At 53.6% G+C, this 22,645-nt stretch carries 24 protein-coding genes, 3 tRNA genes and 2 rRNA genes; 8 read left to right on the plus strand and 21 right to left on the minus strand.

Annotated elements, in window-relative coordinates:
- Positions 1-28: 28 nt before the first annotated feature.
- From HF984_RS07550 to bioB, 3 genes are all read right to left on the minus strand, one after another.
- Positions 29-562: a hypothetical protein gene (locus HF984_RS07550; RefSeq protein WP_168615071.1), complete on the minus strand. Its 534-nt coding sequence runs from the start codon at positions 560-562 to the stop codon at positions 29-31.
- Positions 562-1,236: a biotin synthase BioB gene (locus HF984_RS07555; protein WP_168615072.1), complete on the minus strand. Its 675-nt coding sequence runs from the start codon at positions 1,234-1,236 to the stop codon at positions 562-564. The genes HF984_RS07550 and HF984_RS07555 overlap by 1 nt, the downstream gene beginning before the upstream one ends.
- Before the next feature lie 152 nt (positions 1,237-1,388).
- A complete protein-coding gene (gene bioB / locus HF984_RS07560) occupies positions 1,389-2,621 on the minus strand; it encodes a biotin synthase BioB (protein ID WP_168615073.1) in 1,233 nt (410 codons plus the stop codon).
- Positions 2,622-2,706: 85 nt separating this feature from the next.
- Here bioB and HF984_RS07565 point away from each other — a divergent pair, with 85 nt between their 5' ends.
- Both HF984_RS07565 and HF984_RS07570 read left to right on the plus strand, forming a co-directional pair.
- A complete protein-coding gene (locus HF984_RS07565) occupies positions 2,707-3,228 on the plus strand; it encodes a TetR family transcriptional regulator (protein ID WP_168615074.1) in 522 nt (173 codons plus the stop codon).
- A gap of 120 nt (positions 3,229-3,348) precedes the next feature.
- Positions 3,349-4,716 carry a galactokinase gene (locus HF984_RS07570; protein WP_168615075.1) on the plus strand — a complete coding sequence of 456 codons (1,368 nt, stop codon included), beginning with the start codon at positions 3,349-3,351 and terminating at the stop codon, positions 4,714-4,716.
- Between the two features lie 70 nt (positions 4,717-4,786).
- On the opposite strand, the gene HF984_RS07575 is transcribed toward HF984_RS07570, so the two are convergent.
- The gene (locus tag HF984_RS07575; protein WP_210729648.1) at positions 4,787-6,790 is read right to left on the minus strand and encodes an APC family permease; all 2,004 of its coding nucleotides are present in this window, start codon (positions 6,788-6,790) and stop codon (positions 4,787-4,789) included.
- A 330-nt stretch (positions 6,791-7,120) separates the two neighbouring features.
- Between HF984_RS07575 and HF984_RS07580 the strand changes: the two genes are divergently transcribed.
- From HF984_RS07580 to HF984_RS07595, 4 genes are all read left to right on the plus strand, one after another.
- Positions 7,121-7,273: a ribosome recycling factor gene (locus HF984_RS07580; RefSeq protein ID WP_168615076.1), complete on the plus strand. Its 153-nt coding sequence runs from the start codon at positions 7,121-7,123 to the stop codon at positions 7,271-7,273.
- 168 nt (positions 7,274-7,441) lie between these two features.
- Positions 7,442-7,624, plus strand: a complete 183-nt coding sequence (locus HF984_RS07585) for a CsbD family protein (protein WP_168615077.1) — start codon at positions 7,442-7,444, stop codon at positions 7,622-7,624.
- 190 nt (positions 7,625-7,814) lie between these two features.
- Positions 7,815-8,120 (plus strand): glutaredoxin domain-containing protein, encoded by a 306-nt coding sequence (locus tag HF984_RS07590; RefSeq protein WP_168615078.1) that lies wholly within the window; start codon positions 7,815-7,817, stop codon positions 8,118-8,120.
- On the plus strand, positions 8,121-8,954 hold the full coding sequence (locus HF984_RS07595; protein WP_168615079.1) for a shikimate 5-dehydrogenase: 834 nt from the start codon (positions 8,121-8,123) through the stop codon (positions 8,952-8,954).
- 108 nt (positions 8,955-9,062) lie between these two features.
- On the opposite strand, the gene HF984_RS07600 is transcribed toward HF984_RS07595, so the two are convergent.
- Positions 9,063-9,212 carry a hypothetical protein gene (locus HF984_RS07600; protein WP_168615080.1) on the minus strand — a complete coding sequence of 50 codons (150 nt, stop codon included), beginning with the start codon at positions 9,210-9,212 and terminating at the stop codon, positions 9,063-9,065.
- Between the two features lie 136 nt (positions 9,213-9,348).
- Here HF984_RS07600 and HF984_RS07605 point away from each other — a divergent pair, with 136 nt between their 5' ends.
- Positions 9,349-9,963, plus strand: coding sequence for a PepSY domain-containing protein (locus tag HF984_RS07605; RefSeq protein ID WP_168615081.1), 615 nt, complete (start codon positions 9,349-9,351; stop codon positions 9,961-9,963).
- Between the two features lie 553 nt (positions 9,964-10,516).
- Here HF984_RS07605 and HF984_RS11865 read toward each other — a convergent pair.
- On the minus strand, positions 10,517-11,362 hold the full coding sequence (locus HF984_RS11865; protein ID WP_168615082.1) for a rhomboid family intramembrane serine protease: 846 nt from the start codon (positions 11,360-11,362) through the stop codon (positions 10,517-10,519).
- Positions 11,363-11,451: 89 nt separating this feature from the next.
- The gene (locus tag HF984_RS07615; RefSeq protein WP_168615083.1) at positions 11,452-11,976 is read right to left on the minus strand and encodes a peptidylprolyl isomerase; all 525 of its coding nucleotides are present in this window, start codon (positions 11,974-11,976) and stop codon (positions 11,452-11,454) included.
- A gap of 287 nt (positions 11,977-12,263) precedes the next feature.
- On the opposite strand from HF984_RS07615, the gene HF984_RS07620 reads away from it, so the two are divergent.
- The gene (locus tag HF984_RS07620; RefSeq protein WP_168615084.1) at positions 12,264-13,019 is read left to right on the plus strand and encodes a hypothetical protein; all 756 of its coding nucleotides are present in this window, start codon (positions 12,264-12,266) and stop codon (positions 13,017-13,019) included.
- A gap of 356 nt (positions 13,020-13,375) precedes the next feature.
- Here the strand turns inward: HF984_RS07620 and HF984_RS07625 are convergent, their stop codons facing one another.
- The 14 genes from HF984_RS07625 to gyrA form a co-directional block, all read right to left on the minus strand.
- Complete coding sequence (locus tag HF984_RS07625; RefSeq protein WP_168615085.1) at positions 13,376-13,795, minus strand: lipase family protein; 420 nt, start codon at positions 13,793-13,795, stop codon at positions 13,376-13,378.
- 218 nt (positions 13,796-14,013) lie between these two features.
- Positions 14,014-14,130, minus strand: a 5S ribosomal RNA gene (gene rrf / locus HF984_RS07630).
- A 3-nt stretch (positions 14,131-14,133) separates the two neighbouring features.
- Positions 14,134-14,206, minus strand: a tRNA-Ala gene (locus tag HF984_RS07635).
- Between the two features lie 69 nt (positions 14,207-14,275).
- A complete protein-coding gene (locus tag HF984_RS07640; RefSeq protein WP_168615086.1) occupies positions 14,276-15,391 on the minus strand; it encodes a hypothetical protein in 1,116 nt (371 codons plus the stop codon).
- Positions 15,392-15,517: 126 nt separating this feature from the next.
- Positions 15,518-15,931 (minus strand): DUF3349 domain-containing protein, encoded by a 414-nt coding sequence (locus tag HF984_RS07645; protein ID WP_168615087.1) that lies wholly within the window; start codon positions 15,929-15,931, stop codon positions 15,518-15,520.
- 35 nt (positions 15,932-15,966) lie between these two features.
- A complete protein-coding gene (locus tag HF984_RS07650) occupies positions 15,967-16,263 on the minus strand; it encodes a hypothetical protein (RefSeq protein WP_168615088.1) in 297 nt (98 codons plus the stop codon).
- Positions 16,264-16,266: 3 nt separating this feature from the next.
- Positions 16,267-17,499: an inorganic phosphate transporter gene (locus HF984_RS07655; RefSeq protein WP_168615089.1), complete on the minus strand. Its 1,233-nt coding sequence runs from the start codon at positions 17,497-17,499 to the stop codon at positions 16,267-16,269.
- 344 nt (positions 17,500-17,843) lie between these two features.
- Complete coding sequence (locus tag HF984_RS07660; RefSeq protein ID WP_168615090.1) at positions 17,844-18,560, minus strand: AAA family ATPase; 717 nt, start codon at positions 18,558-18,560, stop codon at positions 17,844-17,846.
- Positions 18,561-18,823: 263 nt separating this feature from the next.
- Positions 18,824-18,940 (minus strand): 5S ribosomal RNA (gene rrf / locus HF984_RS07665).
- A gap of 3 nt (positions 18,941-18,943) precedes the next feature.
- Positions 18,944-19,016, minus strand: a tRNA-Ala gene (locus HF984_RS07670).
- A 22-nt stretch (positions 19,017-19,038) separates the two neighbouring features.
- On the minus strand, positions 19,039-19,158 hold the full coding sequence (locus HF984_RS11370) for a DLW-39 family protein (RefSeq protein ID WP_210729650.1): 120 nt from the start codon (positions 19,156-19,158) through the stop codon (positions 19,039-19,041).
- Positions 19,159-19,183: 25 nt separating this feature from the next.
- A tRNA-Ile gene (locus HF984_RS07675) sits at positions 19,184-19,257 on the minus strand.
- A 233-nt stretch (positions 19,258-19,490) separates the two neighbouring features.
- Positions 19,491-19,970 (minus strand): DUF3566 domain-containing protein, encoded by a 480-nt coding sequence (locus tag HF984_RS07680; RefSeq protein WP_228008111.1) that lies wholly within the window; start codon positions 19,968-19,970, stop codon positions 19,491-19,493.
- Complete coding sequence (gene gyrA / locus HF984_RS07685) at positions 19,970-22,618, minus strand: DNA gyrase subunit A (RefSeq protein WP_168615091.1); 2,649 nt, start codon at positions 22,616-22,618, stop codon at positions 19,970-19,972. The genes HF984_RS07680 and gyrA overlap by 1 nt, the downstream gene beginning before the upstream one ends.
- Positions 22,619-22,645: the final 27 nt, after the last annotated feature.

Consider the following 22,645-nt stretch of genomic DNA (forward strand, 5'->3'; position numbering starts at 1 on the left):
AGAGAAAGTTGCCCTGTGAGGAATACGTTTAGAGGAGCGGGCTTTTTTGTGTTTCGAAGTAGCGACGGTGGCACAGAATCGTTATACCTAGTGAGCACAGAGCAAAGTACAGTGCGCCCGAGAAAACATAGACGTAGGGCAGGCCACTGAGCACCAGCAAAGAGATAAGAAAAGCACCGGCCACCGACAGTACAAGTTGCAGGGGAACCAGCGGAAGGACGCGCGTCGCACTCGGGGCAAATACCTCGAATGTTTTCGCGAGTAGTCCCGCGAAAGCGTACCCAACGCCGAGTGAGAGCGCACCTACTAGGCCAATCACACCGCTCACCGCCCACGAAAAACCGGTGTAGACGGTGATGAGCGCACCGAAGATAAATCCGCTGACAAACCCGGTGAGCAGCACCATCATGAACGCTTTAAAACCGGGTGCGGGAATATCATTTTCGGGCTCAATCTCGCGATCCGGCTGGCGCATCTGGACACGCGCAAAGACGGGCACTTGCTGAAAAACAAGTACCCGCCGATTGGGTTGATCGTCGGTGTGAGGCGCGCGCACGCTCATTAGGCGCCACAACCACCTGAGCCGCAGGCACAGTTGCCACCGCATCCACCGCTGGTGGGTGCCACCTCGGGCAGTGCATAGCCGTGGGCGTGCATGAACTCCTTGTGCTCTGCTAAAAGATCGCGATCTTCAGCACCGAGAACTTTAAAACGTCCGTCGGTGATCATGGTCAAATCAGCCAGCACGAGAGTGCCATTTTCGGCCTCGCGGTCGGCAAGAACCAGTGCGTTAGCAATGTGAAGAGCTAGCGGTTGCAAGGACTGCAGGGTGTCGGCGCGTCCCTCACCCACAACGAGGGTGGCTCGGGGTGCCGCTACGCGAGTTGCTGCCAGGATGCGCAAGGCACGCATGGCGGGTAAAGAGCTGTGTCCTTCAAGCTGTAGGAAATCAACGGTAATGGTGTCTTTGGTGCCGGTTATCTGCGCGATATCAGCAGCAATGTCTTCGTTGGTGAGATCCGGCGCGATTTCTAGCACCTTGCCTTCAAAGCCTGAACCGTTACTGTAGAGGTTGCCCAGCTTCACCGTGTTCTGAAAGAAGCGGTAACGCAGTGAGGATGCGGCATCCACCATGGTAAAGGTTTGCGTCTCGGGTGCGGTGAGCATTTGTTCTAGCTCATCGCGGGTGGCGGGTTCTGCTGTGATGACTCGTTCGGCTAGTTCGGTGAAAGACATGGTTTCATTCTACGCCTCTCACTCTCACGGTTTTATAGTCTTACCGCCACAAGCGGCTGTGGGGCTAGTTAGCTGGTGAGCTTTCTGGCGGTGAGAATTTATTTCCTCTTTTGCTCGGATTTTCCACTGCCAGCCCCTCTCACGGTGAGAAGCTAGGCGTTGGGTGCGGTCTGCGTCCCCACTCCGCGTTTGCGCAACACCACACCGGCAGATGCGCCTGTCTCCGCGATACCGATTTCAACGGGGGTTGCTGCGGGTTCAGATCCGCAGACTCCTGCAGAACCGCATCCGCCGCATCCGCTACCCGGTGCTGAACCGCACGGTGTAGGACCTACCCGAGTTTCCTCGGCAAGATTCACCCCGTGGGCTTTCATAAATTCTTGGTGCTCGGCTACGAGGTCGCGTCCTTCAGCACCCAGTACTTCAAAGCCGCCGTCACGAATCATCATTAGATCTTCAAGAGCTGACTGTCCTTCTGAGGTCAGGTAGTCACCCAAAAAGAGCGAGTTCACCACGTGCAGCGCCAGCGGCTGCAGTGAGCGCAGGTGCATTTCGCGTCCACCCGCCATACGTAGCTCTTTTTCGGGCGCCACAAGACGAACCGCCGCCAGAATACGCAGGCATCGCATGGGCGTGAGTTCCCAAGTGCCTGCCAACGGTGTGCCGTCAAAGGGCATGAGGAAGTTGACGGGAATGGAGTCGCCTTCCAAGTTTTTGAGGGAGAAAATAGCATCCACCAGTTGCTCATCGCTCTCACCCATACCAACAATCAAACCGGAGCAGGCAGAGAGCCCAGCGTCCTGCGCTTTGTGCACGGTGTTCACGCGGTCTTCAAAACTGTGCGTGGTGCAGATGTCTTTGTAATGGTCTTCGCTGGTGTTGAGGTTGTGATTGTAGGCGTCAACGCCGGCATCTTTGAGGCGTTGTGCCTGTCCGTCTTTGAGAATGCCCATGCAGGCGCAGACTTCAATGTGAGGGTTCTCGTCTTTGAGTCCCTCCACCATTTTTGAAACTCTCTCAACATCGCGGTCGGTAGGGCCTTTACCCGATGCCACCATGCACACGCGCGATGCACCACCGGCAATGCCGTACTGTGCCTGCTTGATAGCTTCGTCCTGTTTGATCCAGGTGTATTTGAGAATGTCAGCTTCTGACCCCAGGCGTTGCGAGCAGTAGGTGCAATCTTCGGGGCACAGACCTGATTTCAGGTTGACGAGGTAGTTGACTTTGACTTTATTGCCAAAGAAGTGGCGGCGTAGTTGTGAGGCAGCGTTCACAATAGCGAAGGTTTGAGCGTCGGATGCGGTGAGTACGGCGAGCGCTTCGTCGCGGGTTGCCGGTTGACCTGCAAGAATGCGCTGGCCGAGTGTTGAGAAATCAATCATGCATCTATTGATAAACCATTTTTGAACACTGTTCAAATTATGACGCTTCAACCGTATTTACATTCACCGACTAGAATTATTGTTCGTGGCTTTATCTCGCGAGAAAATCTTAGACACCGCCTTCGCCCTGCTCACACAGTACGGCCTGGCGGATCTTTCGATGCGCCGCCTCGCATCCGAGCTCGAGGTAGCACCCGGTGCGCTCTACTATCACGTGAAGAATAAGCAGGAGCTCCTCACCCACCTCGCATCACGTATGCTTGCGCCCATTGAGTTTCCGCAGGACGCGTCCACCGCGGCAGCGCTCACCAGCGCGGCGGATCAGGTGTATCGCCAGCTAGCTGGAATCCGCGAAAGTGCAGAGGTTGTGCGTCTTGCCGTGGCACTGCATCCCGAGCGCTTAGAACTGCTCTCAGCACTCACCATCACCTGCCATAAGGCTCAGGTCCCACAGCTGGCTGCCAAAACACTTCTTCACTCCATGCTCAGCTTCATCGAAGAAGAACAAACCCGCGCAACATCCACCGGCACCGAGGCAGCAGCCCAACCACCCGCGTCCTACTGCGACGCAATATCAGCGGTTGCGCGAGGTTTCCTCGCAGCCTAGCCCTCCCCCTTTCACTCGCGCAGTAACCCGTGATAAACATCTAGACCTCTCAAAACCACGACGCCCTATATCGGACATACACTAGAGAACGGACTATTCACAGGCAGTAAAGGTTCTTGCATGACCATCACCGTTGAGGCACAGTGGGCGCACCAGCCCGACCACGCCGCGCACGTAGAGCGCGTCCGCACAGCTTTTATCGAAAAATACGGTGTGGAACCCGATGGTGTATGGTCAGCCCCAGGACGCTTGAACCTACTCGGTGAGTACATCGATTTTCTTGGCGGTTCCTGCATGCCTATGCCCCTGCCCTACCGCACCTATGTGGCGGGTAAGTTGCGCACCGACGGCGTGTTACGCGCGCAGTCCCTTCAGATGCCGCACGATGAACGCACCGTCGTTGTTCGCGATATCCGCCCGGGTACGCTCAAGGGCTGGTTCACCTACGTTGCCGGTGTGGCATGGTCCATGAACCAAGAAGAGAGCGAAGATATTACCCTTCCGGCATCTTTTGGTGCCGACCTCATGATTGATTCCACCGTTCCGGTAGGTGGCGGACTCTCGTCCTCTGCCGCCATCGAATGTTCAACAGCGCTCACCCTGCTAGATCTCTCGCATTCCTTGCGCGAGAACGCGGGTGCAGCACTGCCTTCCACTCTCACCGAAGACACCCACGATTTACGCGCCCGACTAGCTCAGGTCTGCATCCGCGCCGAAAACAAGGTCGCCGGCGCACAAACCGGCGGACTCGACCAAACCGCGTCCTTACGTTCCATTCCCGGTCAGGCATTAGTAGTGGACTTCCGCGATTTTTCTCTGCAACCGGTCGATGTAAATATTCAGGATGCGAACCTCAGCTGGCTGGTCATCAACACCAATACCCCGCACGAGCTTGCCGGTGGCGAGTTCGCCGCGCGTCGTCGCGCTACCGAGTGCGCAACGGACGCCCTCAACCTGGATTATCTGCGCAACGCCCTGCCCGACGATTTACGATGTGCGGGTCTTAGCGAGGCAGAAGCCAAGCACTGGCGTCTTTCGACCGTTGACGAACGCGCAAATACTGCGCTGAGTGCCATGGAAAAATTCACGCGGTGTACCGAGGTTCCGCGCGGTTGGATCCGCCACGCTTTTCACGATATGTGCCTGGTAGAGCGCGCCGCCTACGTTATTTCTCGCACCGGAGCAGACGGCATACAGGCATGGGAAGAGCTAGGCAGGCTCTTCACCGAGTCGTTCGTATCCATGCGCGATGAACTACAGGTTTCCCGCGAAGAAATCAATGTTGCCGTCGATACCTGTTTGGATGCCGGCGCGCTGGGTGCTCGCATCGTTGGCGGCGGTTTTGGTGGTGCAGTCATGGCGCTCATTGAGACCGATAAACTTGAGGACGCTGCAACCGCCGTTGCGCGCGCCTATGCTCAGCACGGGTACGCGGCGCCTGAGTTCTTGCCGATGTCGCCCGGAATCCCCGCGCAAAAAGACGCATAGTTTTTCAGGCATAAAAGAGCGGCTACATTCTTTGCAAAATGTAGCCGCTCTTTGAGGTAAGTAGCACAGTTTATGAGACGTGCACTACCGGACGCCTGTAGAGGTCAGGTTCGGCGCGGCGCAACACCTCGTGAGTGGTTGAGGCAATCTGCCCCTGACCAAAGAGCAGGAAGGCAAGGTAGTTCTTGATCGGCTTGCCTGCGGCCCAGTCGAGGTAGATATGCGGGACCTGCCCGGTGATGTCGCGAATTTCTATTGCCAGTGCGGCAATATTATTTGCTACCGATGCGCCCGAGACGCTGAGAATCTTAATACCGTCCATTTCTAGACCGTGAATGACGAGTTCAGCGTTGAACTTACTCGGATCCATCACGGCGATTTCGAGAAAGACCACGTTATCTTCATTGGCGATGTTGTGCGCCCAGTTTTCGCGTGCTCGTTTTTCGTAGTAGTCGGCGATGCTGAAGTTGTCGGGGCGGTGGGCAATCAGGTGGATCGGCTTATTGGAGCATGAACCGATGATGTCCAGCGACTTCTGATCGAAGTCCACGCTTTCAATGCGCAATTCGTAGGAACGCAGCGCACGGGAGATAAAGGAAAGCACCAGAACCGCCAGAATAAAGGCACTGGCGATGCGCAGACCGTCCGGTCGTTCAATCACGTTGGCAACGGTGGTGTAGAAGAATACCAGTGTCACTACAGCGTAAAAGATAACAGCGTAGGGCTGACGCTTGCGCTTGGCTGAAAGGGTAACGGCAACTGCCGCGCTACTCATGAGTACCAGAACACCCGTGGCGTAGGCGCCACCCTGGGCTTCAACGTCCGCTTTAAACAGCAGGGTAATCACAATTGCTACGGCACTGAAAATAAGCACGAGAGGACGCGCCGACTTGGTCCATTCCGGAGCCATACCAAAGCGCGGCAGGTAGCGGGGCACCAGGTTCAACAGACCTGACATGGCAGAGGCACCGGCAAACCACAGAATCAAAATGGTTGAGATGTCGTACGCCGTGCCCACGCCTTCACCCAGCAACGAGTGCGCCAGGTAAGCAAGCGCGCGTCCGTTTGCCTGCCCGCCGTGCTGAAATTCCTGCTGCGGAATAAGTGCGGTGGTCACGAACGATGAGCTCACCAGCATCAAGCTCATGGTAAAAGCAGCGACAGTTAGAAGCTTCTTGGTTCCCGCCACGCGGTGCTGGATGCGGTCGCTCATGGTTTCGCCGCGTCCGCGAATCTGAGGCATCACAACAACGCCGGTTTCAAAACCCGACATGCCTAGGGCGATTTTGGGAAAGACGAGAACGATAAGACCAATGGCCAGCCACGGGTTGGAGTGTTGCGCTGTCAGACCCTTCCACCAATCAATGCTCAGGGCAGGATGCGTGACGACCTCCCAGATTCCGGCAGCGATCACCACAGTATTTAGCGCAAGGAATACGACCACGAGAATCACAGCGACGTTGATGGTCTCGTCAAACCCTTTGAGGAAGACCGCGGTGAGTAGCAGCAAGAAGGCGAGAGTCACCCAAATATGGTTATGTTCCAGGACGCGCGGCATGAAGGGGTTCGCCTCAAGGTGGGCCGCCGCGTCCGCCGCCGACAGCGTCATGGTGATCATGAAGTCGGTAATGGTGAAGCCCAACAGAACAAGCACAAAGATCTTCGCTGACCAGCGAGAAAGCAGCTTTTCAAGAAGATTGATAGAACCTGCGCCGGCGGGAGATTCTGCGGCGATGCGTCGGTAAATCGGCAACGCGCCAAGCAGGGTAACAGCCACCAAAACCAGCGTTACCAGGGGTGAGAGAAGACCTGCGGCGAGCGCCGCAATAGCGGGCTGATAGCCCAGGGTTGAAAAGTAGTCCACACCTGAAAGGCACATGACTTTCCACCACGGATGCCCAGCCTCACCTGCGCCACGCTTACCGTGCGGACCCTGCAACTCACCCTTGAGCTGATCTTGTTGAGTGCCCATCAGCCAGGACTTCAGCGCTGTTTGGGCGCCCACAAAATGCTTAGAAGGCTCGGGGTCACTGTTGTGACTGCGGATAGAGCCTTTTCGCTTCAGCGAATTCATATGCGAGCCTTTCAGACTGCAAATACGACGATATGAAATTGTTGCGCACAGCGTGTGTAACTTGATGAATAGTACGCCCCGTTCACGATTTTTTGCACATTCTGGGTGAGAACACACCAGCATCATGTGCATCACACCCGCACACCGCCCCTGTTTGAGAGGCTAAAAGCCTACTCTGTTCGCTCCTGAAATAAATTAGAGGGTTGGCGGTTCACATCTTTTCAAAAGTTGCGTATGCTGATTATTAGATGACGTGCACCACAAGTAACCGTCATCGATGAATACCAGTAGCGAACACACCGTTGGCTACGCGAGGAAAGGAAGATAAGAATGGGTTTCGACATTAATGGCAAGGTAGAAGAAGGCCTGAACGCAGGTAAGGACGCTGCTAACGAGAAGGCTGGCAAGGACGTTGTCACCGACGAGCACGTTGACAAGGCTAACGACGCTATCAACAACAAGATTGATGGCTTCAAGAAGTAAGTCACTTCTTCTATAGTCGGCTTGAAGGCGGGAGTAGCCACACTGCTTCCGCCTTTTTGCTAACCACCTGCGGTGGTTAAAAAAATTTTCATGATTTTAGGGCGGAACAACCCGTCTTAAAGGTAGGTGTCCAACGGTGGAGACCTATTTCCTATGAGAGGAGCTGCCATGAGCGCAGAGAACACTTTCGATAAGTTGGCTGGTAAGGCTAAGGAAGCTGCTGGCAAGGCAACCGATAACGAGCGTTTGCAGGCTGAGGGTCAGACCGACCAGGCTCAGGCTGGCGTGAAGGAAAAGGTTGAGGACGCTAAGGGCGCAGTTGAGGGCATCAAGGATTCCTTCAACAAGTAATCTTTTACTTTTGATGTAAGGGGGCGGGTATTCACCGGTAGGTGGGTGCCCGCCCCTTTTTGTTGCTCTATAGCTGTCGGTAACTGGCAGGTGGCGGTGTTTCTCATTTCGCTGGTTACTGTCTCACTTTTGAATATGCACTCAGCGTTATAGGCTAAAAGTAGTTTGTTTTCGTTGAAAGGATTTACTGATGGAAAACCGTCCTCAGGGCACTCAGGCTGATGCTCTCAAAGCTATTGAAGATGGTGGCGTCGTGATTTATTGGCGTCCCGGTTGCCCGTTCTGCCAGGCTCTCGATGAGGGTCTGGGCGAGGTTGGCGACCGCGCGACCTGGGTGAACGTCTGGGAGGACGCGGACGCGTCCGAGTTCGTGAAAAGCGTGAATGACGGCAACGAGGTTGTGCCCACTGTGACCACTTCAGAGAAGTCATTCGTAGCGTCATCGTCGAAGGCACCGAAGATCGTTGCGCTGGCTATTGAAAAGAGCGGTAAGTAAATGACTGCTGAATTCAAGGGCCGTCCGGCTCTCAACCGCGACACCACCGTCTGCATCTCACTCTCAGGCCGTCCGTCTAACCACGGCATCAAGTTCCACAACTACCTGTACGAGAAGTTCGGTTTGGACTTTCTCTACAAGGCGATGACCACCACCGATATTAAGGCGGCTATCGGCGGCGTGCGCGCCCTCGGTATTCGCGGCTGCTCGGTGTCTATGCCCTTCAAGCAGGACGTTATTCCGCTCATGGACGAGATGGATCATTCAGCATCCGTTATTGGCGCGGTCAACACCATTGTGAACACTGACGGCTACCTGCACGCTTACAACACCGACGTCATCGCGGTGGCATCACTTTTGCAGTCGCACGCCGTTGATAATTCCCTACCCTTCGTGTTGCAGGGTTCAGGCGGCATGGCGCGCGCTGTTGCCGGCGCTTTCTACGACGCCGGTTTCAAGCAGGGCACCATTATTGCCCGCAATGAGAAGGCAGGACGCGAGCTGGCTGACAAGTACGGTTACGCGTGGGTTTCATCGGTGAATGAGGCATCCGCGCCGATTATTGTGAACGTAACCCCGATTGGTATGGAGGGCGCACCCGAAGCTGACGCGCTGTCCTTCCCGCAGGCGTCCATCGACACAGCGACCGTGGTCTTTGACGTGGTAGCGATGCCCGTTGAGACTCCTCTGATTCGCGCGGCGCGCGCGGCGGGTAAAGAGGTCATCACCGGTGGCGAGGTCATTGCCCTGCAGGCAGCAGAGCAATTCCGCCTCTACACCGGCGTTGAGGTTTCAGCCGCCGACGTTGAAGAGGCAGAGGCGCAGGCTAACTAGCTCTCGCGTCCCTTAAACGAACGTCTCCCCCGCTCTCGTGATGAGGGCGGGGGAGATTTTTGCATTTTAGGGCAAGATGCCCCTACGTCGTAGAGTATGAAGAGCACTTCACTTCTCGCACAAAGGAACATCATGCACGCGGATGCGATTATTGTCAGCGGTGAGCATACTGCCGACAAAACCAATAGCAAGCGGAATCAGAATGAACGCCGCAAGCGTGAAAATACTTTTGATGCCGGAGGGTTTAGCGCTAGACATATGGGCAACCTTTGGTGGGGAGAATATCTGGTGCATCGCAGAATCCCATGATGAAGTGTCTTCATTTCAGGATTTCGTGCACAGAAACGCTTGTTTTTAAATTTTTGAGAATACTCCTGCCATTTTTTCATATTTCTTGGGAAAAATAGCAAGCCTGGTAAAGAAATCAACGTATGCAGCAACAGGAATTTTTGCTCTCTTAGCACTTGCAGGTTGCGGCGCCAACAACGCGCAGTCCCCTACACCTGAGACTTCTACGGTTACCGTAACGGCCGAGGCCTCCGACAGCTCAGCGTCTTCGCAGTCACCCTCAGAGTCGGCGTCGTCCACTGCAGCATCTTCATCTGAGCAAGATGTTCTCTCGGCAATCGACGCGGTGCGCCAGGCTCACCCCGATGCACAGATTACGTCTATCGGCGGCGATGAAGGTTCTGGCCACTGGGAAGTTAGAGCGCTAGAAGGCAACCAAAAACTTGATTTTCACGTCTCGGGCAACGATGTTCACACCCAGGAGTCAGAGTCCAAAAATGACGGCAATGATGATATTCAGGACGCCTCAGCAGCAACAGTTGATATCAAGGACGCTATTTCCACCGCCCAGAACGAGAAATCGGGCGATGTAGTAAGCGTGAACCTTGACCGCCTGGAAGGTAACAACAACCAGCTGGTGTGGGAGGTTTCTTTCCGCGGTAGCGGCGATGGAAACACTGTTTTTGTCGATGCAGCTAACGGCGAGATTATCACCTTCTAAAGTTCGGCAAAGAGATTTATTGATCAGGACATAAGCACCCAACGCAAGCACAGCGGCGGCAAATAATCCTTCTCGTTTCGGTTCGCTCACAGGAGTGGCTCACGCTAGATCCAACTAGTTTGCCGTTCACTGTGCTGACCTGGGGCATTCTTTCCAGAACTCAGCAAGAATAACCAAGGACGCGGGCACTCGAGTGCCTGCGTCCTTTTGTGTGTGCGGGAGTAGGTGGATAACTCGCGTGAGCGAGTAAAAATTTTTGAAATTACAGAAAATCCACACCCTGCTCTTAAAGGTTTTCCACAGGTGGGGATAAATCTGGGGATATTGCTTACATCCCTGTAATTTAAGGGAACTTTAAAGCGCGAAAAGCCCGATTTCGCGCTATCCACAGGGTTGTTAACACCTGTGGAATTACATCTTTGTAGTTATCAACAGCTGTGGACAACCCCTGTGGATAGTGTAATTACACGAATTTTTAAACAACTTTCCGTGGATTTGCGTTGTAAAAATAGGCTTTCACAGCGCAAATCCACGGAAAGTGAGGTGTGCAGTTTTATCGACGGCGCGCATCCTTAGAAGTCATCTGCAAAAGGTAGGCAACGATAGCACCCGCGATCAGCCCTCCCAGGTGTCCTTGCCACGAAATACCGGAGACAAAGAGACCAAAGGCGAAATTCACCGCAATAAGGCTCACAATTGACCGGGTCTCGCCACCGTGCAGCTTATTCACCACAAAATACGCGGCAAACAGGCCGAAGATACCGCCGGATGCGCCCACCACCCAGGTGCCAGGAGCGAGCAACATAACAGCCACCGAGCCACCAATAATGGAGAGCAGATAGGTGATGAGGTACTTCCATTTGCCCATGATGGGTTCGAGTGCTTGCCCGAACATCCACAGGGTAAACATATTCATGCCCACGTGGGCAATATTGCTTTGGGAATGTACAAATCCAGCGGTGAGCATACGCCACCATTCACCGGTGTAAGAAACGTACATGGAGTTATACGCTAAAGCATTAATAACGGCTTGACCAGGCAAAATTACCTGTAGGGCATATATGGCCACCGTCAGAGCAATCAACACAATAGTCACGGGATAGTTAGCCCACGCCCCACCGCGGGCTTTCTTCTGCTCGCGTCGATAATCTTTGCCGGTAGCTGTGCGGTAACAGTCAGCGCAAATCATTCCCACCTCAAGCGGAATCTGGCACTGACCGCACGCAGGTCGGTTGCAACGTCCGCACCGCGCATAGCTGACGTTTTCAGGGTGACGTGCGCACACCGGAAACTGTTGCGGCTGCTCATACGATCCGTAGCGCGCAGGCTGAGGACGCGCAGAGGCATCCTGACCAAAAGAGTTCTTGTCATCACGCGGTGAGGGGTAAGGGGTACTCACTGTTCAACCTTAAAAATAAAAAGTTATAAAAATGCCCGCGCACCTTATCGCGGGCACGCGGGTATTTAGAGTCTTAGCTCAGACTTAGATTAGAGCTTCTCAATGTCGATTGATGAGATAACAACGTCTTCAACGGGGCGATCCATTGCGCCGGTTGTTACACCTTCAATAGCGTCTACAACCTTCTTGGAGTTCTCATCTGCTACCTCACCGAAGATGGTGTGGCGGCCGTTGAGCCAAGGGGTTTCAACGGTGGTGATGAAGAACTGTGAGCCATTGGTGCCGGGGCCAGCGTTAGCCATTGCCAGCAGGTAGGGCTTGTTGAAGGAGAGTTCGGGGTGAATCTCATCCTTGAACTGGTAGCCGGGGCCACCAATGCCCTGACCCAAGGGGTCGCCACCCTGAATCATGAAGTCCTTGATGATGCGGTGGAAGATGACGTCCTTGTACAGGGGGCCGTTCTGGGGCTCGCCGGTACGGGGGTGACGCCATTCCTTTGAACCGTCTGAGAGACCAATGAAGTTCTCTACGGTTTCAGGTGCGTGGTTGCCAAAGAGGTTTACGACAATGTCGCCCTGATTGGTATGAATAGTTGCTTTAGCTGTTGCAGTCATACTTTTATTTTCTCACGGGCGCATGGTGCGCGCCACCTCGCAGAGCGTACCTTATGCAGGTAGCGAAATAGTCACCCTACTTGTTTTTGGCCTCTGACGGTGCAAATTCAAGGTTTATCACGGCACAATAAAAACTTCCGCGATGAGTGAAACCGTAGATTTTTACGGTGAGTTCTTAGCCTTTTTAAGGGTTTAGAACGTAAGCTGATATATAAACATAACTGTTGAGTACGGTTTACCGCGCACACAAGGCACGGTCAAAGCTCTCAACGCTATTGGAGGTAAACATGGCATTCGGTAAAGACCGCAAGGTTAAGAAGGCTACCAAGGCTGCCGATAAGGCTTTCGCGAAGGCGCAGAAGGCTACCGGCAAGAAGGCTGATAAGTACGCAAAGTTGGCTGAAAAGAACACCAAGAAGGCTCACAAGCTTTCAGGTAAGAAGGTTAACGCTTTCCAGAAGGCTGCTAACAAGCAGGGTAAGCAGGCTCAGAAGTCATTCCAGGCTGCTGCTAAGGACGGCTCAAAGAAGCTTCACGATGTTCAGGAAACTCTCGTAGAGAAGATTCAGGAGCAGATCGAGAACGCAACTCCCGTCGTTGAAAGCGCAGTTTCAGATGCACGCGTTAAGGCTGCTGGTGTAGCTGCTGTTGTTGCTGACAAGCTGGCTGACGCTGAGGTTTCACCCCAGGTTGAGGCTGTTGCTACCAAGGTAACCGGCGACAAGAAGGCTCTGAAGAAGGCTCAGAAGCACGCTGTTAAGGCGGCTAAGCAGTACTCAAAGCAGCAGAAGAAGGCTTCAAAGAAGGGCCGCAAGGGTCTGCTCGCTCTCGGCCTGGTTGGTTCAGCAGCTGCTGCGGGCTACTCAGCGTACAAGGCTTCACGCCCCGTTGAGGATCCTTGGAAGACTCCCGCTGTTGTGGAGCCCAAGGTTGAGACCGTAACCGTTGTTGAGAAGGACGTTCACGGTAAGGACGTTCCCGCAACCGTTGATACCGTCAAGACTGTTGACCCCAAGGTTGACGGCCAGAACCCCACCGCATAAGTAGGGTTTAGCTTTTAGAAGGCGTCCCGCTGGGCACACCGTAAAAGGGTGCTCAGCGGGACGCTTTTGTTTTCGGGATGTGCGACCATGCGGGCGTCCGGTGGTACGGGGATTTCAGCCTCCTGCATTAGCCTCCGGCGGTGCGGACATCCGGCCCCCTTCCCTAGCCTCCGGCAAGTCTGGCGTCTAGCGGTTCGCAAAATAGCTGCCCAGAGGTTTCGTATCCGCCCGTTCGCCCGTTCCCCGCAGGTGACCACGTTTTTCTCACAGTGACCACAAAATTCTCAAAAATCGCCCCAAAATAGCCTGTTTTTGAGAGTTTTGTGGTCGCAACGAAACGAATCTGGTCACATCTGTCAGAAAGCGAGGACGCTGGCTATGCCCCCCCCCGCACAGTCGTATGAGGTCGGCGTTCCACTGAAGACCTGATCCAAGAAGGTCATGCCCGCAGGCATGGTCCCCAGCGCACCACCGGCATGGGTAGGCGTAGTAGCGGCATAGAAGGAAACCTGGGAGCCTGCACGACAGTAGGACGCGGAGAGCTGACGGTTGCTTCGGTGCGGGATAACATCGTCCGTGATCGAGCTGGTAATGAGCACTGGGACGTCGGGGTGGCGCCCTTCTTCGCCCAGGCTACTTTCACGAAGCGCCGAGTGAAGGTAAACATCCAGACCGCTGAGCTGTTTGAGGGTCAGCCCTGAGAGCGTCCACACCGAGGTGTCTCGCACGCCGCCAAAGCGGGAAATCGCGTCGAAAGTGCAGGTTTCATTGCGCACTTGATCGATAACTGCAAGCCCTTCTGCAAGGTGACCACGAAACCGTCAAAATACCACCCAAAAACCGGGCAAGATGACGTTTACGTGGTCACAACGAAACACCTCAGGTCACCACTGAGAGATATCAGGTCACACCCCACAGCCACAAGCCCCACCCCACACGGGTTAAACAAAAAGAAGCCCAGTTCGCAATGAACTGGGCTTCTTCACTAAAATTAGCTCGGCGATGACCTACTCTCCCACACCCTTCCGAGTGCAGTACCATCGGCTCAAAGAGGCTTAGCTTCCGGGTTCGGGATGGGACCGGGCGTTTCCCTCTTGATATAATCACCGAAACGTGGAGGCGAGGGGACTCGAACCCCTAACCCCCTGCTTGCAAAGCAGGTGCGCTACCAATTGCGCCACGCCCCCGTGGTGTATTATCAGCTTACACCACTCATTTTGAAAACCGCAACTTGAAAAAGCATGATGCGCACCACATTAGCCAGAGTATGCACTTGCCCCCTCTTGATTAGAGTAAAGATACCTGTCAACAGAGCTACCAACATCAGAGGCAGCGCCCACATAGACATCAAACGAAAAGTCTTGCCCAAACGTTGCCTGTAGCTGCTCCTGAAGAGCTAGCATTTTCTCTTGAGACGCCACTTTGCCTTGATCTTTATTCGGATCCAGGTACACATCGACGCGAATTTTTTCAGGGTTATAGGATTGCGGTGATGCGTCCTCGTAGTAGCTAACTTCTACGTAATCCAAGTTTTCTTGCCAGTCATACGCCGTCAATAAATCAGCGGTCTGAATAAAGCTCTCCACCTGTTCTTGCCCCACGCCAGAGAGCTTCACCGTCGCAATATCTCCACCGGGTTGTTCGACAAGATAGGACGCCTCGGCAGAAACACCCGCAATTCCTTCTCCTACAGGCAGACTAGCTACCTGGCGAGCAGCGTCCTGTGCCTCAGTTTTTCCAACGGTATCGTCTTTACTATTCGATCCACCGCGGTGAACTTTTACACTCACTACGCCTTCAGCACTTAGCTGTCCAACATAGGAGTAATCAGAACGTATAGCATCGACTAAAGCTTTCCACGCCACCGGACTCAAGTCAGCGACTTTATCTTGGTCAAGTGTAATTTCAGAACCTGCACTCGAATACAACACCAGAGTCTGAACTCCAGGCGCTGTAGCAAGCTTTTTCATCTGCTCAGCAAATCCTTCAGGATGTTCAGATGCCACTGCACTAGGCTGAGCAGTAACTCGCCAGGCGTCATCTGTTGCCACGCGATTTTGAGAAGTTTCCGTAACGGTCAGCTCATCAAAAAGCGTACGATCAACCAGCTTTTCGAATCCCTCAGGAGCGTCATGAAAGTTAATGGGATCAGCCGCAGCAGCCGACTCTCTCACCTCAACCTGACGCTGAATCTCAGCATCATATTCAGCGTGCATTCGCTTCTGCTTTACCTCTTTTGCCGCGCAACTACCCAAAACTATAGCCAATACTAAAAGCAAAGAAAGCAGAAAGATTCTGCCGGTGGTAAACCATGAACGCCACGTCTTACGGACGGGCTTCTCAGACGTTGGGCCTTCAAAAATCTCAGACATTCTCGCCTCGCACATACCGCACTTGCATTGCACCCTCAGTGTATCGAACACACATTCACCAGCACACAAAAAGATGCCCGCCACACGAGGTGGCGGGCATCTTCTCCTTGATAGGAAAGTACGTGACTACTTTTCCTCAACACCGGCGGTGCGCTCTGCAGCGTCAGCGCCGGTAGTCTGTGCGTCCTCAACAACGATGTACTCGCTGCCTTCGGACGGATCTTCACCGGTGAGGTGGTGCGAAGAAATCTTCAGTCCGTTTGCACCCAGAATCTGGGCAACTCGCGAAATGTCTTCGGGAGTCGGAACCTGATCAACAACCTTACGGATGTATTCGTTGATGCGGTTATCACTTACATATTCTTCGCCGCGTGCCTCACGCGATTTCATCAGCCGACGAACAACTTCTTCAAGCTGCGCGTCGTTAAGGTTATGACGCAAAACTGCCATCACTGCCGCTCGGTCTTTAAGCGGGACATCCTGCGGATAGCCCATGTTCAACCAGTCGATTACGCGGACCACAACATTTTTGTCTGGCATCTTTGCCCCCTTCTTCTCGTAGGTTTTATTTAACCCTACTTACCAGCCAGACCAAAAAGGTTAAATCCGGTGATGTGAAGAATGAAGTCTTTTGCAATCCACAAAATGCCGATAATGATGACGACAAAGATGATCGCGAAGATGATGTAACCGACCGCTTTGGCAAGAGCCGAGGGGCCTTCGATTTCAACAAGTCGACCGTCTGCGGTGTACTCGGTGGTGCCAGCCAGCATACGCATACCCAGTGCGTAGAGTGCAGGTAAACCAGCACCAAAAAAGAGACCTGCCAGAAGAACGGGAATAATCTTTCCGATGATGTCGACGATATTCATGGGTTAGACCTCAGCTTTCTTAGACCCTGCAGTAGCTGACGCAGTTGCAGATGCAATACCTGAGTAAGCACCGCCTGTTGATGATGCAGCAGGCGCTCCCCATTCATCGTTGACGTTTGAGGGATCAATCGGTTCCTTACGTGAGTGCAAGAACATCCAGGTGCAGAAACCAACGAGGACGAGGAATACGACGAGTTCACCCAACCATTCACTGCCGGTCCATACGTTGAGGTAGTGACCAACAAACCAAGTTGCAGCACCTACCGCGCCCGACGCGGGCAGGGTGATGAGCCATGCGATAACCATGCGTCCCATAACGCCCCAGCGCACCTCAGCGCCCTTACGACCGAGGCCTGAGCCAATGATTGAGCCGGTTGCCACGTGAGTGGTTGACAGTGCCATGCCGAAGTGTGATGAGGTCAGGATAATTGCGGCGGATGCCCCTTCAGCGGCCATACCCTGCGGTGAGTCAATCTCTACGAGCCCCTTACCGAGGGTGCGAATGATACGCCAACCGCCAATGTAGGTGCCGAGCGCAATAGCTAATGCACAAGCCAGACGTACCCAGAACGGAATATCAGCATTGGGGTCAATTTCATTAGCAGCAACGAGCGCCAAGAAGATAACGCCCATGGTTTTCTGCGCATCGTTGGTGCCGTGCGCCAAAGAAACGAGGGACGCGGTAGCTACCTGGCCGTAACGGAAGTTTGAACGTTTCTTATCATCGGATACAGGCTGAGCCAAGCGGTATACAAACCAAGTACCAACAGTTGCCACCACCGCAGCAATAAAGGGAGCCGCAACCGCAGGAACGACAACTTTAGAAAGGACGCCCGCCCATAGCACACCGTCGGTGCCCAGCGACGCCATTGTTGCACCAATCAAGCCACCAAACAGCGCGTGAGATGAAGAAGAGGGCAGACCCAGAAGCCAGGTCAGAACGTTCCAGAGAATCGCACCTACAAGGCCGGTGAACACGATGAGCATCAAGCCGGTATCATCACCGGCATTATCGAGATTCACGATGCCCTTGCCGACGGTCTTTGCAACCTCAATAGACAAGAATGCGCCCACGAGGTTAAGAATTGCAGATAAAGCAACCGCGGTCTTAGGTTTTAAAGCTTTAGTCGCAATGGAAGTCGCCATTGCGTTCGCGGTGTCGTGAAAGCCGTTCGTAAAGTCGAACGCCAGTGCAGTGAGCACCACGATTACGAGAATGATGAGTTCAGTAGTCACACATCGATTATGTAATGACCACACGCAATATAAAAGCAGGTAAAAATTACATGGTTTTTAGATGAAAAACCCAAAAACACACAGTGAAAACCACACCGAAATATTTTATATTTGAATGAATTTCGCGAAATCTCCCGCAAAAAACCTAGTCTCGAGCGAGAAAAACCTTACAAAGAAACCACTCTTAAAAGTTGTTTTATTTTGGGTTTTTAAAAGAGCGAACAAAACCTCACAGGGGTGCACCTCAACGTTAATAACCGTTAACCTACTGTTCATTTTAAAACCTATAGATACCCGTTACCCTGTCCACCGGGTAGCCTACGAATATCACAACACGGCTGACATCAAATGCGAAGATGCCTCAGATACCGCTCCGGCAAATCAAGAAAACGTCTCCAATGATCTAAAACTTCAAGTTCATCTATCTCAGCGTTTCTTAGCCCCCACTGACCAATTTCTAGAATATGAGCGCGCTCCATCTGCATCAAAAGCGGAGAGTGCGTACACATCACTACTTGCCCACCATCAGCACAGTGTGAATTGATTAAAGAAATAAGCTTCAGCTGCCCCTCGAAACTCAGCCCGGACTCCGGCTCATCTAAAATCCACAGACCGCCACGAGCTGAAGCAGCTATCAACATATCAAGCACTGATTCTCCATGTGACTGCTTTACGTATCGCCTTGCAATTTCAGATCCAATACGCACCCGAAAATCTACTAACGAATGAACAGCCTCTGCGCGAAAGAACAGGCCACCGCGAGCACTAGATGCGCCCCGCACAAGCTCCAGTTGTTGCGCTAAGAGATTTTCACCCTCAATACCCTCACGCTGATCCCAGGACGTGCCACCCTCAGCAGGTAGCCCATAGGCAACAGCTAAAGCTTCCGCCAGAACAGACTTACCGGCACCGTTCTCACCCACCATAATCGTCAGCGGAGAGAAATCCACTCCTTGCAAGAGCGCCTGGATGCTGGGCACGGTGAACGGCCACTGGGCAGGGTTCACTTTGGCGTCAGGAGCAGCGTGTACAGAGCGAAGAACCAGTGTCGATATAGCCATACACTCAGTCTATCTATCCCGCTAACGGAGCGGCGGCGTCCGTGTGAGTAAGTCACCCCAACCTTCTAAACCAAACACCAGAACATCCTTACCACGGAAACTTGCAGTTTTGGGGCTTAAACCTCAGGCATAAGCACCAAAACTGCAACTTTTGCCCTATAGGATGGAAATACACGTGTCCACCAATACCCCGACCACCCCTGAGCAAGGTTAAAACAAAAGAAGCCCAGTTCTCAATGAACTGGGCTTCTTCACTAAAATTAGCTCGGCGATGACCTACTCTCCCACACCCTTCCGAGTGCAGTACCATCGGCTCAAAGAGGCTTAGCTTCCGGGTTCGGGATGGGACCGGGCGTTTCCCTCTTGATATAATCACCGAAACGTGGAGGCGAGGGGACTCGAACCCCTAACCCCCTGCTTGCAAAGCAGGTGCGCTACCAATTGCGCCACGCCCCCGTATCGGAGTATTTCCGCTATTTTATTTTACAGAATCAGTTGATTCAGACCAATTAGCCTTAGCTTCCTGGTTTTCCTTGACTTGACGAGCCGCAATAAAACTTGCTGTTCCTGCGATCAGTAACACCGCAAATTTTTTCATCGCGTTCCTTTCTTAGTCAAAGGAGTGGGCGTACCAGGACTTGAACCTGGGACCTCTTCGTTATCAGCGAAGCGCTCTAACCGCCTGAGCTATACGCCCTCCTTGTTCCTCAGAACGAAATACAACTTTACACAGGTTTGCGGCGCCTGCCAAATCGAAAAGCGGTGTTATACCTCACACCTTTCCGAAAAGGCTTTTTACACCGCCCACAAGCAGCTCCACGGCCGCTTTTTACCGGCATTCCACCGCCACCACCCCCGTTCTAGAGAGCAAAAACCCGCGTCCTTACACACTGGTAAGGACGCGGGTTTTGACGCGAGAAAAACCGCAGGTTAGTCGTCGGTGAGGGTTACACCAATGCCACCAACAAGCTTTGCAGCCACGTTGTACAGCATCGCAGCAATCACACCGAGCAAGGTAAAGAGCACGACGTTAATCACCGAAAGAATGGTGGAGAACAACGCAACCTGACCCAGGGTCAGAACCTGTTGAACCTCAACCGAATTACCGGTAGTACCCAGCATGGTAATCAGCTCGTTAATGCCATCGAACGCACCGGTTGCCTGCATAACCAGCCACAGAATGACCGATGAAACAACGGTAACAATGCCCAAAGCAACTGAGAGCAAGAAAATCAGCTTAGCGACTGACCACGTATCAACCTTGGCAACAACCAGGCGAGCGCGACGCACCTTAGAACGCGGCGCCGGACGCACGAGGGGCTTACGGCTTGCATTGCCCTTCGCCTGCGGACGGACCGCACCCTTACGGGTTGCAGGAGCGCTCTTAGGCGCTGAAGCATTAGTGCTCACTAGTTACCTCCGTGCTGTGAAGAATCAGCCGCAACTGCGGTATTTTCATCGGATTGATTCTCTAACGGTACTTCATTTTTTTCTTCAGAACTTTCTTCTGAAGTGTTTTCTTCAGCACCGTCTTCAATTTCTTTCTCAAGCTGACGGTCGTGGTTGCGAGCTACACCCACAATTTGGTCGCCCTTACCGGGCTTTGCGAAGATAACGCCCATGGTGTCGCGTCCCTTAGCCGGAACTTCAGCAACAGAGGTTCGAACCACCTTGCCGCTTTGCATGACAACCAGGATTTCGTCGTCTTCACCCACAATGAGACCGCCCACAAGGTCACCGCGATCCTCAGCAAGTTTCGCGACCTTGATACCCAAGCCGCCGCGTCCTTGGACTCGGTACTGGCTAACCTGGGTTCGCTTAGCGTAACCGCCTTCAGTCACAACAAACACAAATGATTCATCGGTGACGACGCTTGCATTCAGCAGTTCATCGTCATCGCGGAACTTCATGCCAGTCACACCGGAGGTAGCGCGACCCATCGGACGCAATGCCTCGTCAGTTGCGGTGAAGCGCAACGACTGGCCCTTGCGAGAAATCAGCATCAGATCATCTTCAGCGGAGGCCAGCATAGCCGCCACCAACTCATCATTTTCACGCAGGTTAATAGCGATAACACCGGCAGTACGGTTGGTGTCGTAGTCAGACAGGCGAGTCTTCTTAATCAGACCGTTCTTGGTAGCCAGCACCAGGTAAGGCGCGTCCTCATAGGACTTCAACTCCATTACCTGAGCAATAACTTCACCGGGCTGGAAGGCCATCAGGTTAGCGATATGCTGGCCCTTCGCATCGCGACCAGCTTCCATGAGCTCATACCCCTTGGCGCGGTACACACGACCAAGGTTAGTGAAGAACAGAATCCAGCTGTGAGTGGTCGTCACAAAGAACTGCTGAACCACATCGTCGCCACGCAACGACGCACCCTTAATGCCCTTACCACCGCGATGCTGCGAACGGTACTGATCGGAGCGAGTGCGCTTGACGTAGCCGCCGCGCGTAATCGTCACGACAACCTCTTCCTCAGGGATGAGGTCCTCCATCGACATATCACCGTCGTAACCCATGAGAATCTTGGTGCGACGATCATCACCGTAGCGGTTGACAATATCGCCCAGTTCCTCAGAAATAATCTGACGCTGGCGCTCCTCAGACGCGATAATCGCGTTGTACTCATCGATCATGCGCATCAGCTCAGCATGACGATCCTGAATCTTCTGACGCTCCAGAGCTGCCAAACGACGCAGCTGCATATTCAGAATTGCCTGAGCCTGAGCCTCATCAATATCCAGAAGCTGCATCAGACCGGTGCGAGCTTCATCGGGAGTGGACGAGCGGCGGATCAGGGCAATAACCTCATCGAGCGCATCCAGCGCCTTCAGCAGGCCGCGCAAAATATGCGCTTCTTCTTCAGCCTGCTTGAGGCGGTACTTGGTGCGGCGAACGATAACTTCCATCTGGTGGTTGACCCAGTGGCGAATGAAAGCATCCAGCGACAGAGTACGAGGCACACCGTCCACGATCGCGAGCATATTCGCTGAGAAGTTCTCCTGCAAAGAGGTGTGCTTGTAAAGGTTATTCAGAACAACCTTCGCCACAGCATCGCGCTTGAGCACAATCACCAGGCGCTGACCGGTACGGCCAGAGGTCTCATCGCGAAGATCCGCAATACCGGTAATCTTGCCGTCCTTGACCAGCTCAGCGATCTTAATTGCCAAGTTATCCGGGTTCGCCTGGTAGGGGAGCTCAGTCACTACGAGGCAGGTGCGGCCCTTGATTTCTTCAACATTGACCACCGCGCGCATGGTGATAGAACCACGACCGGTGCGGTAAGCATCCTCAATACCCTTATGACCCAAGATGGTTGCACCGGTGGGGAAGTCGGGGCCTTTAATGCGCTGAATCAGAGCCTCAAGCAACTCTTCATCGGTAGCATCGGGGTTCTGCAAGAACCACTCAACACCATCAGCCACTTCACGTAGGTTATGCGGCGGAATGTTGGTCGCCATACCCACAGCAATACCCGACGAGCCGTTAACCAGCAGGTTAGGGATACGGGCAGGCAGGACGGTGGGTTCCTGCGACTTGCCATCGTAGTTATCCTGAAAATCAACGGTGTCTTCGTTGATATCGCGCACCATCTCAAGCGCAATAGGAGCCATCTTGGTCTCGGTGTAACGAGGAGCCGCAGCGCCATCGTTACCCGGTGAACCGAAGTTACCCTGACCAAGAGCCAGCGGATAACGCATAATCCAGTTCTGAATCAGGCGCACCAGGGTGTCATAAATAGCGGAGTCACCGTGCGGGTGGTACTGACCCATAACATCGCCAACTACGCGAGCACACTTGTTGAAAGAGCGCTCGGGACGGTAGCCACCGTCATACATCGCGTAAATGACGCGGCGGTGCACAGGCTTTAGGCCGTCGCGGACGTCCGGCAACGCGCGTCCAACGATAACCGCCATCGCGTAGTCAAGGTAGGAGCGCTGCATCTCGCCCTGCAGGTCAACCTGCTCGACGCGTCCAGCGACCACTGCGCCTTCTTCGTTAACGACGACGCCCTCTACCGGTTCCGGTGAGCTGTTCTGAGTTTCATCGCTCATGATTTCAATTCCTTACGTTTCTAATTC

Origin of the sequence: Rothia terrae (assembly GCF_012396615.1) — a bacterium.
Classification (GTDB): domain Bacteria; phylum Actinomycetota; class Actinomycetes; order Actinomycetales; family Micrococcaceae; genus Rothia; species Rothia terrae.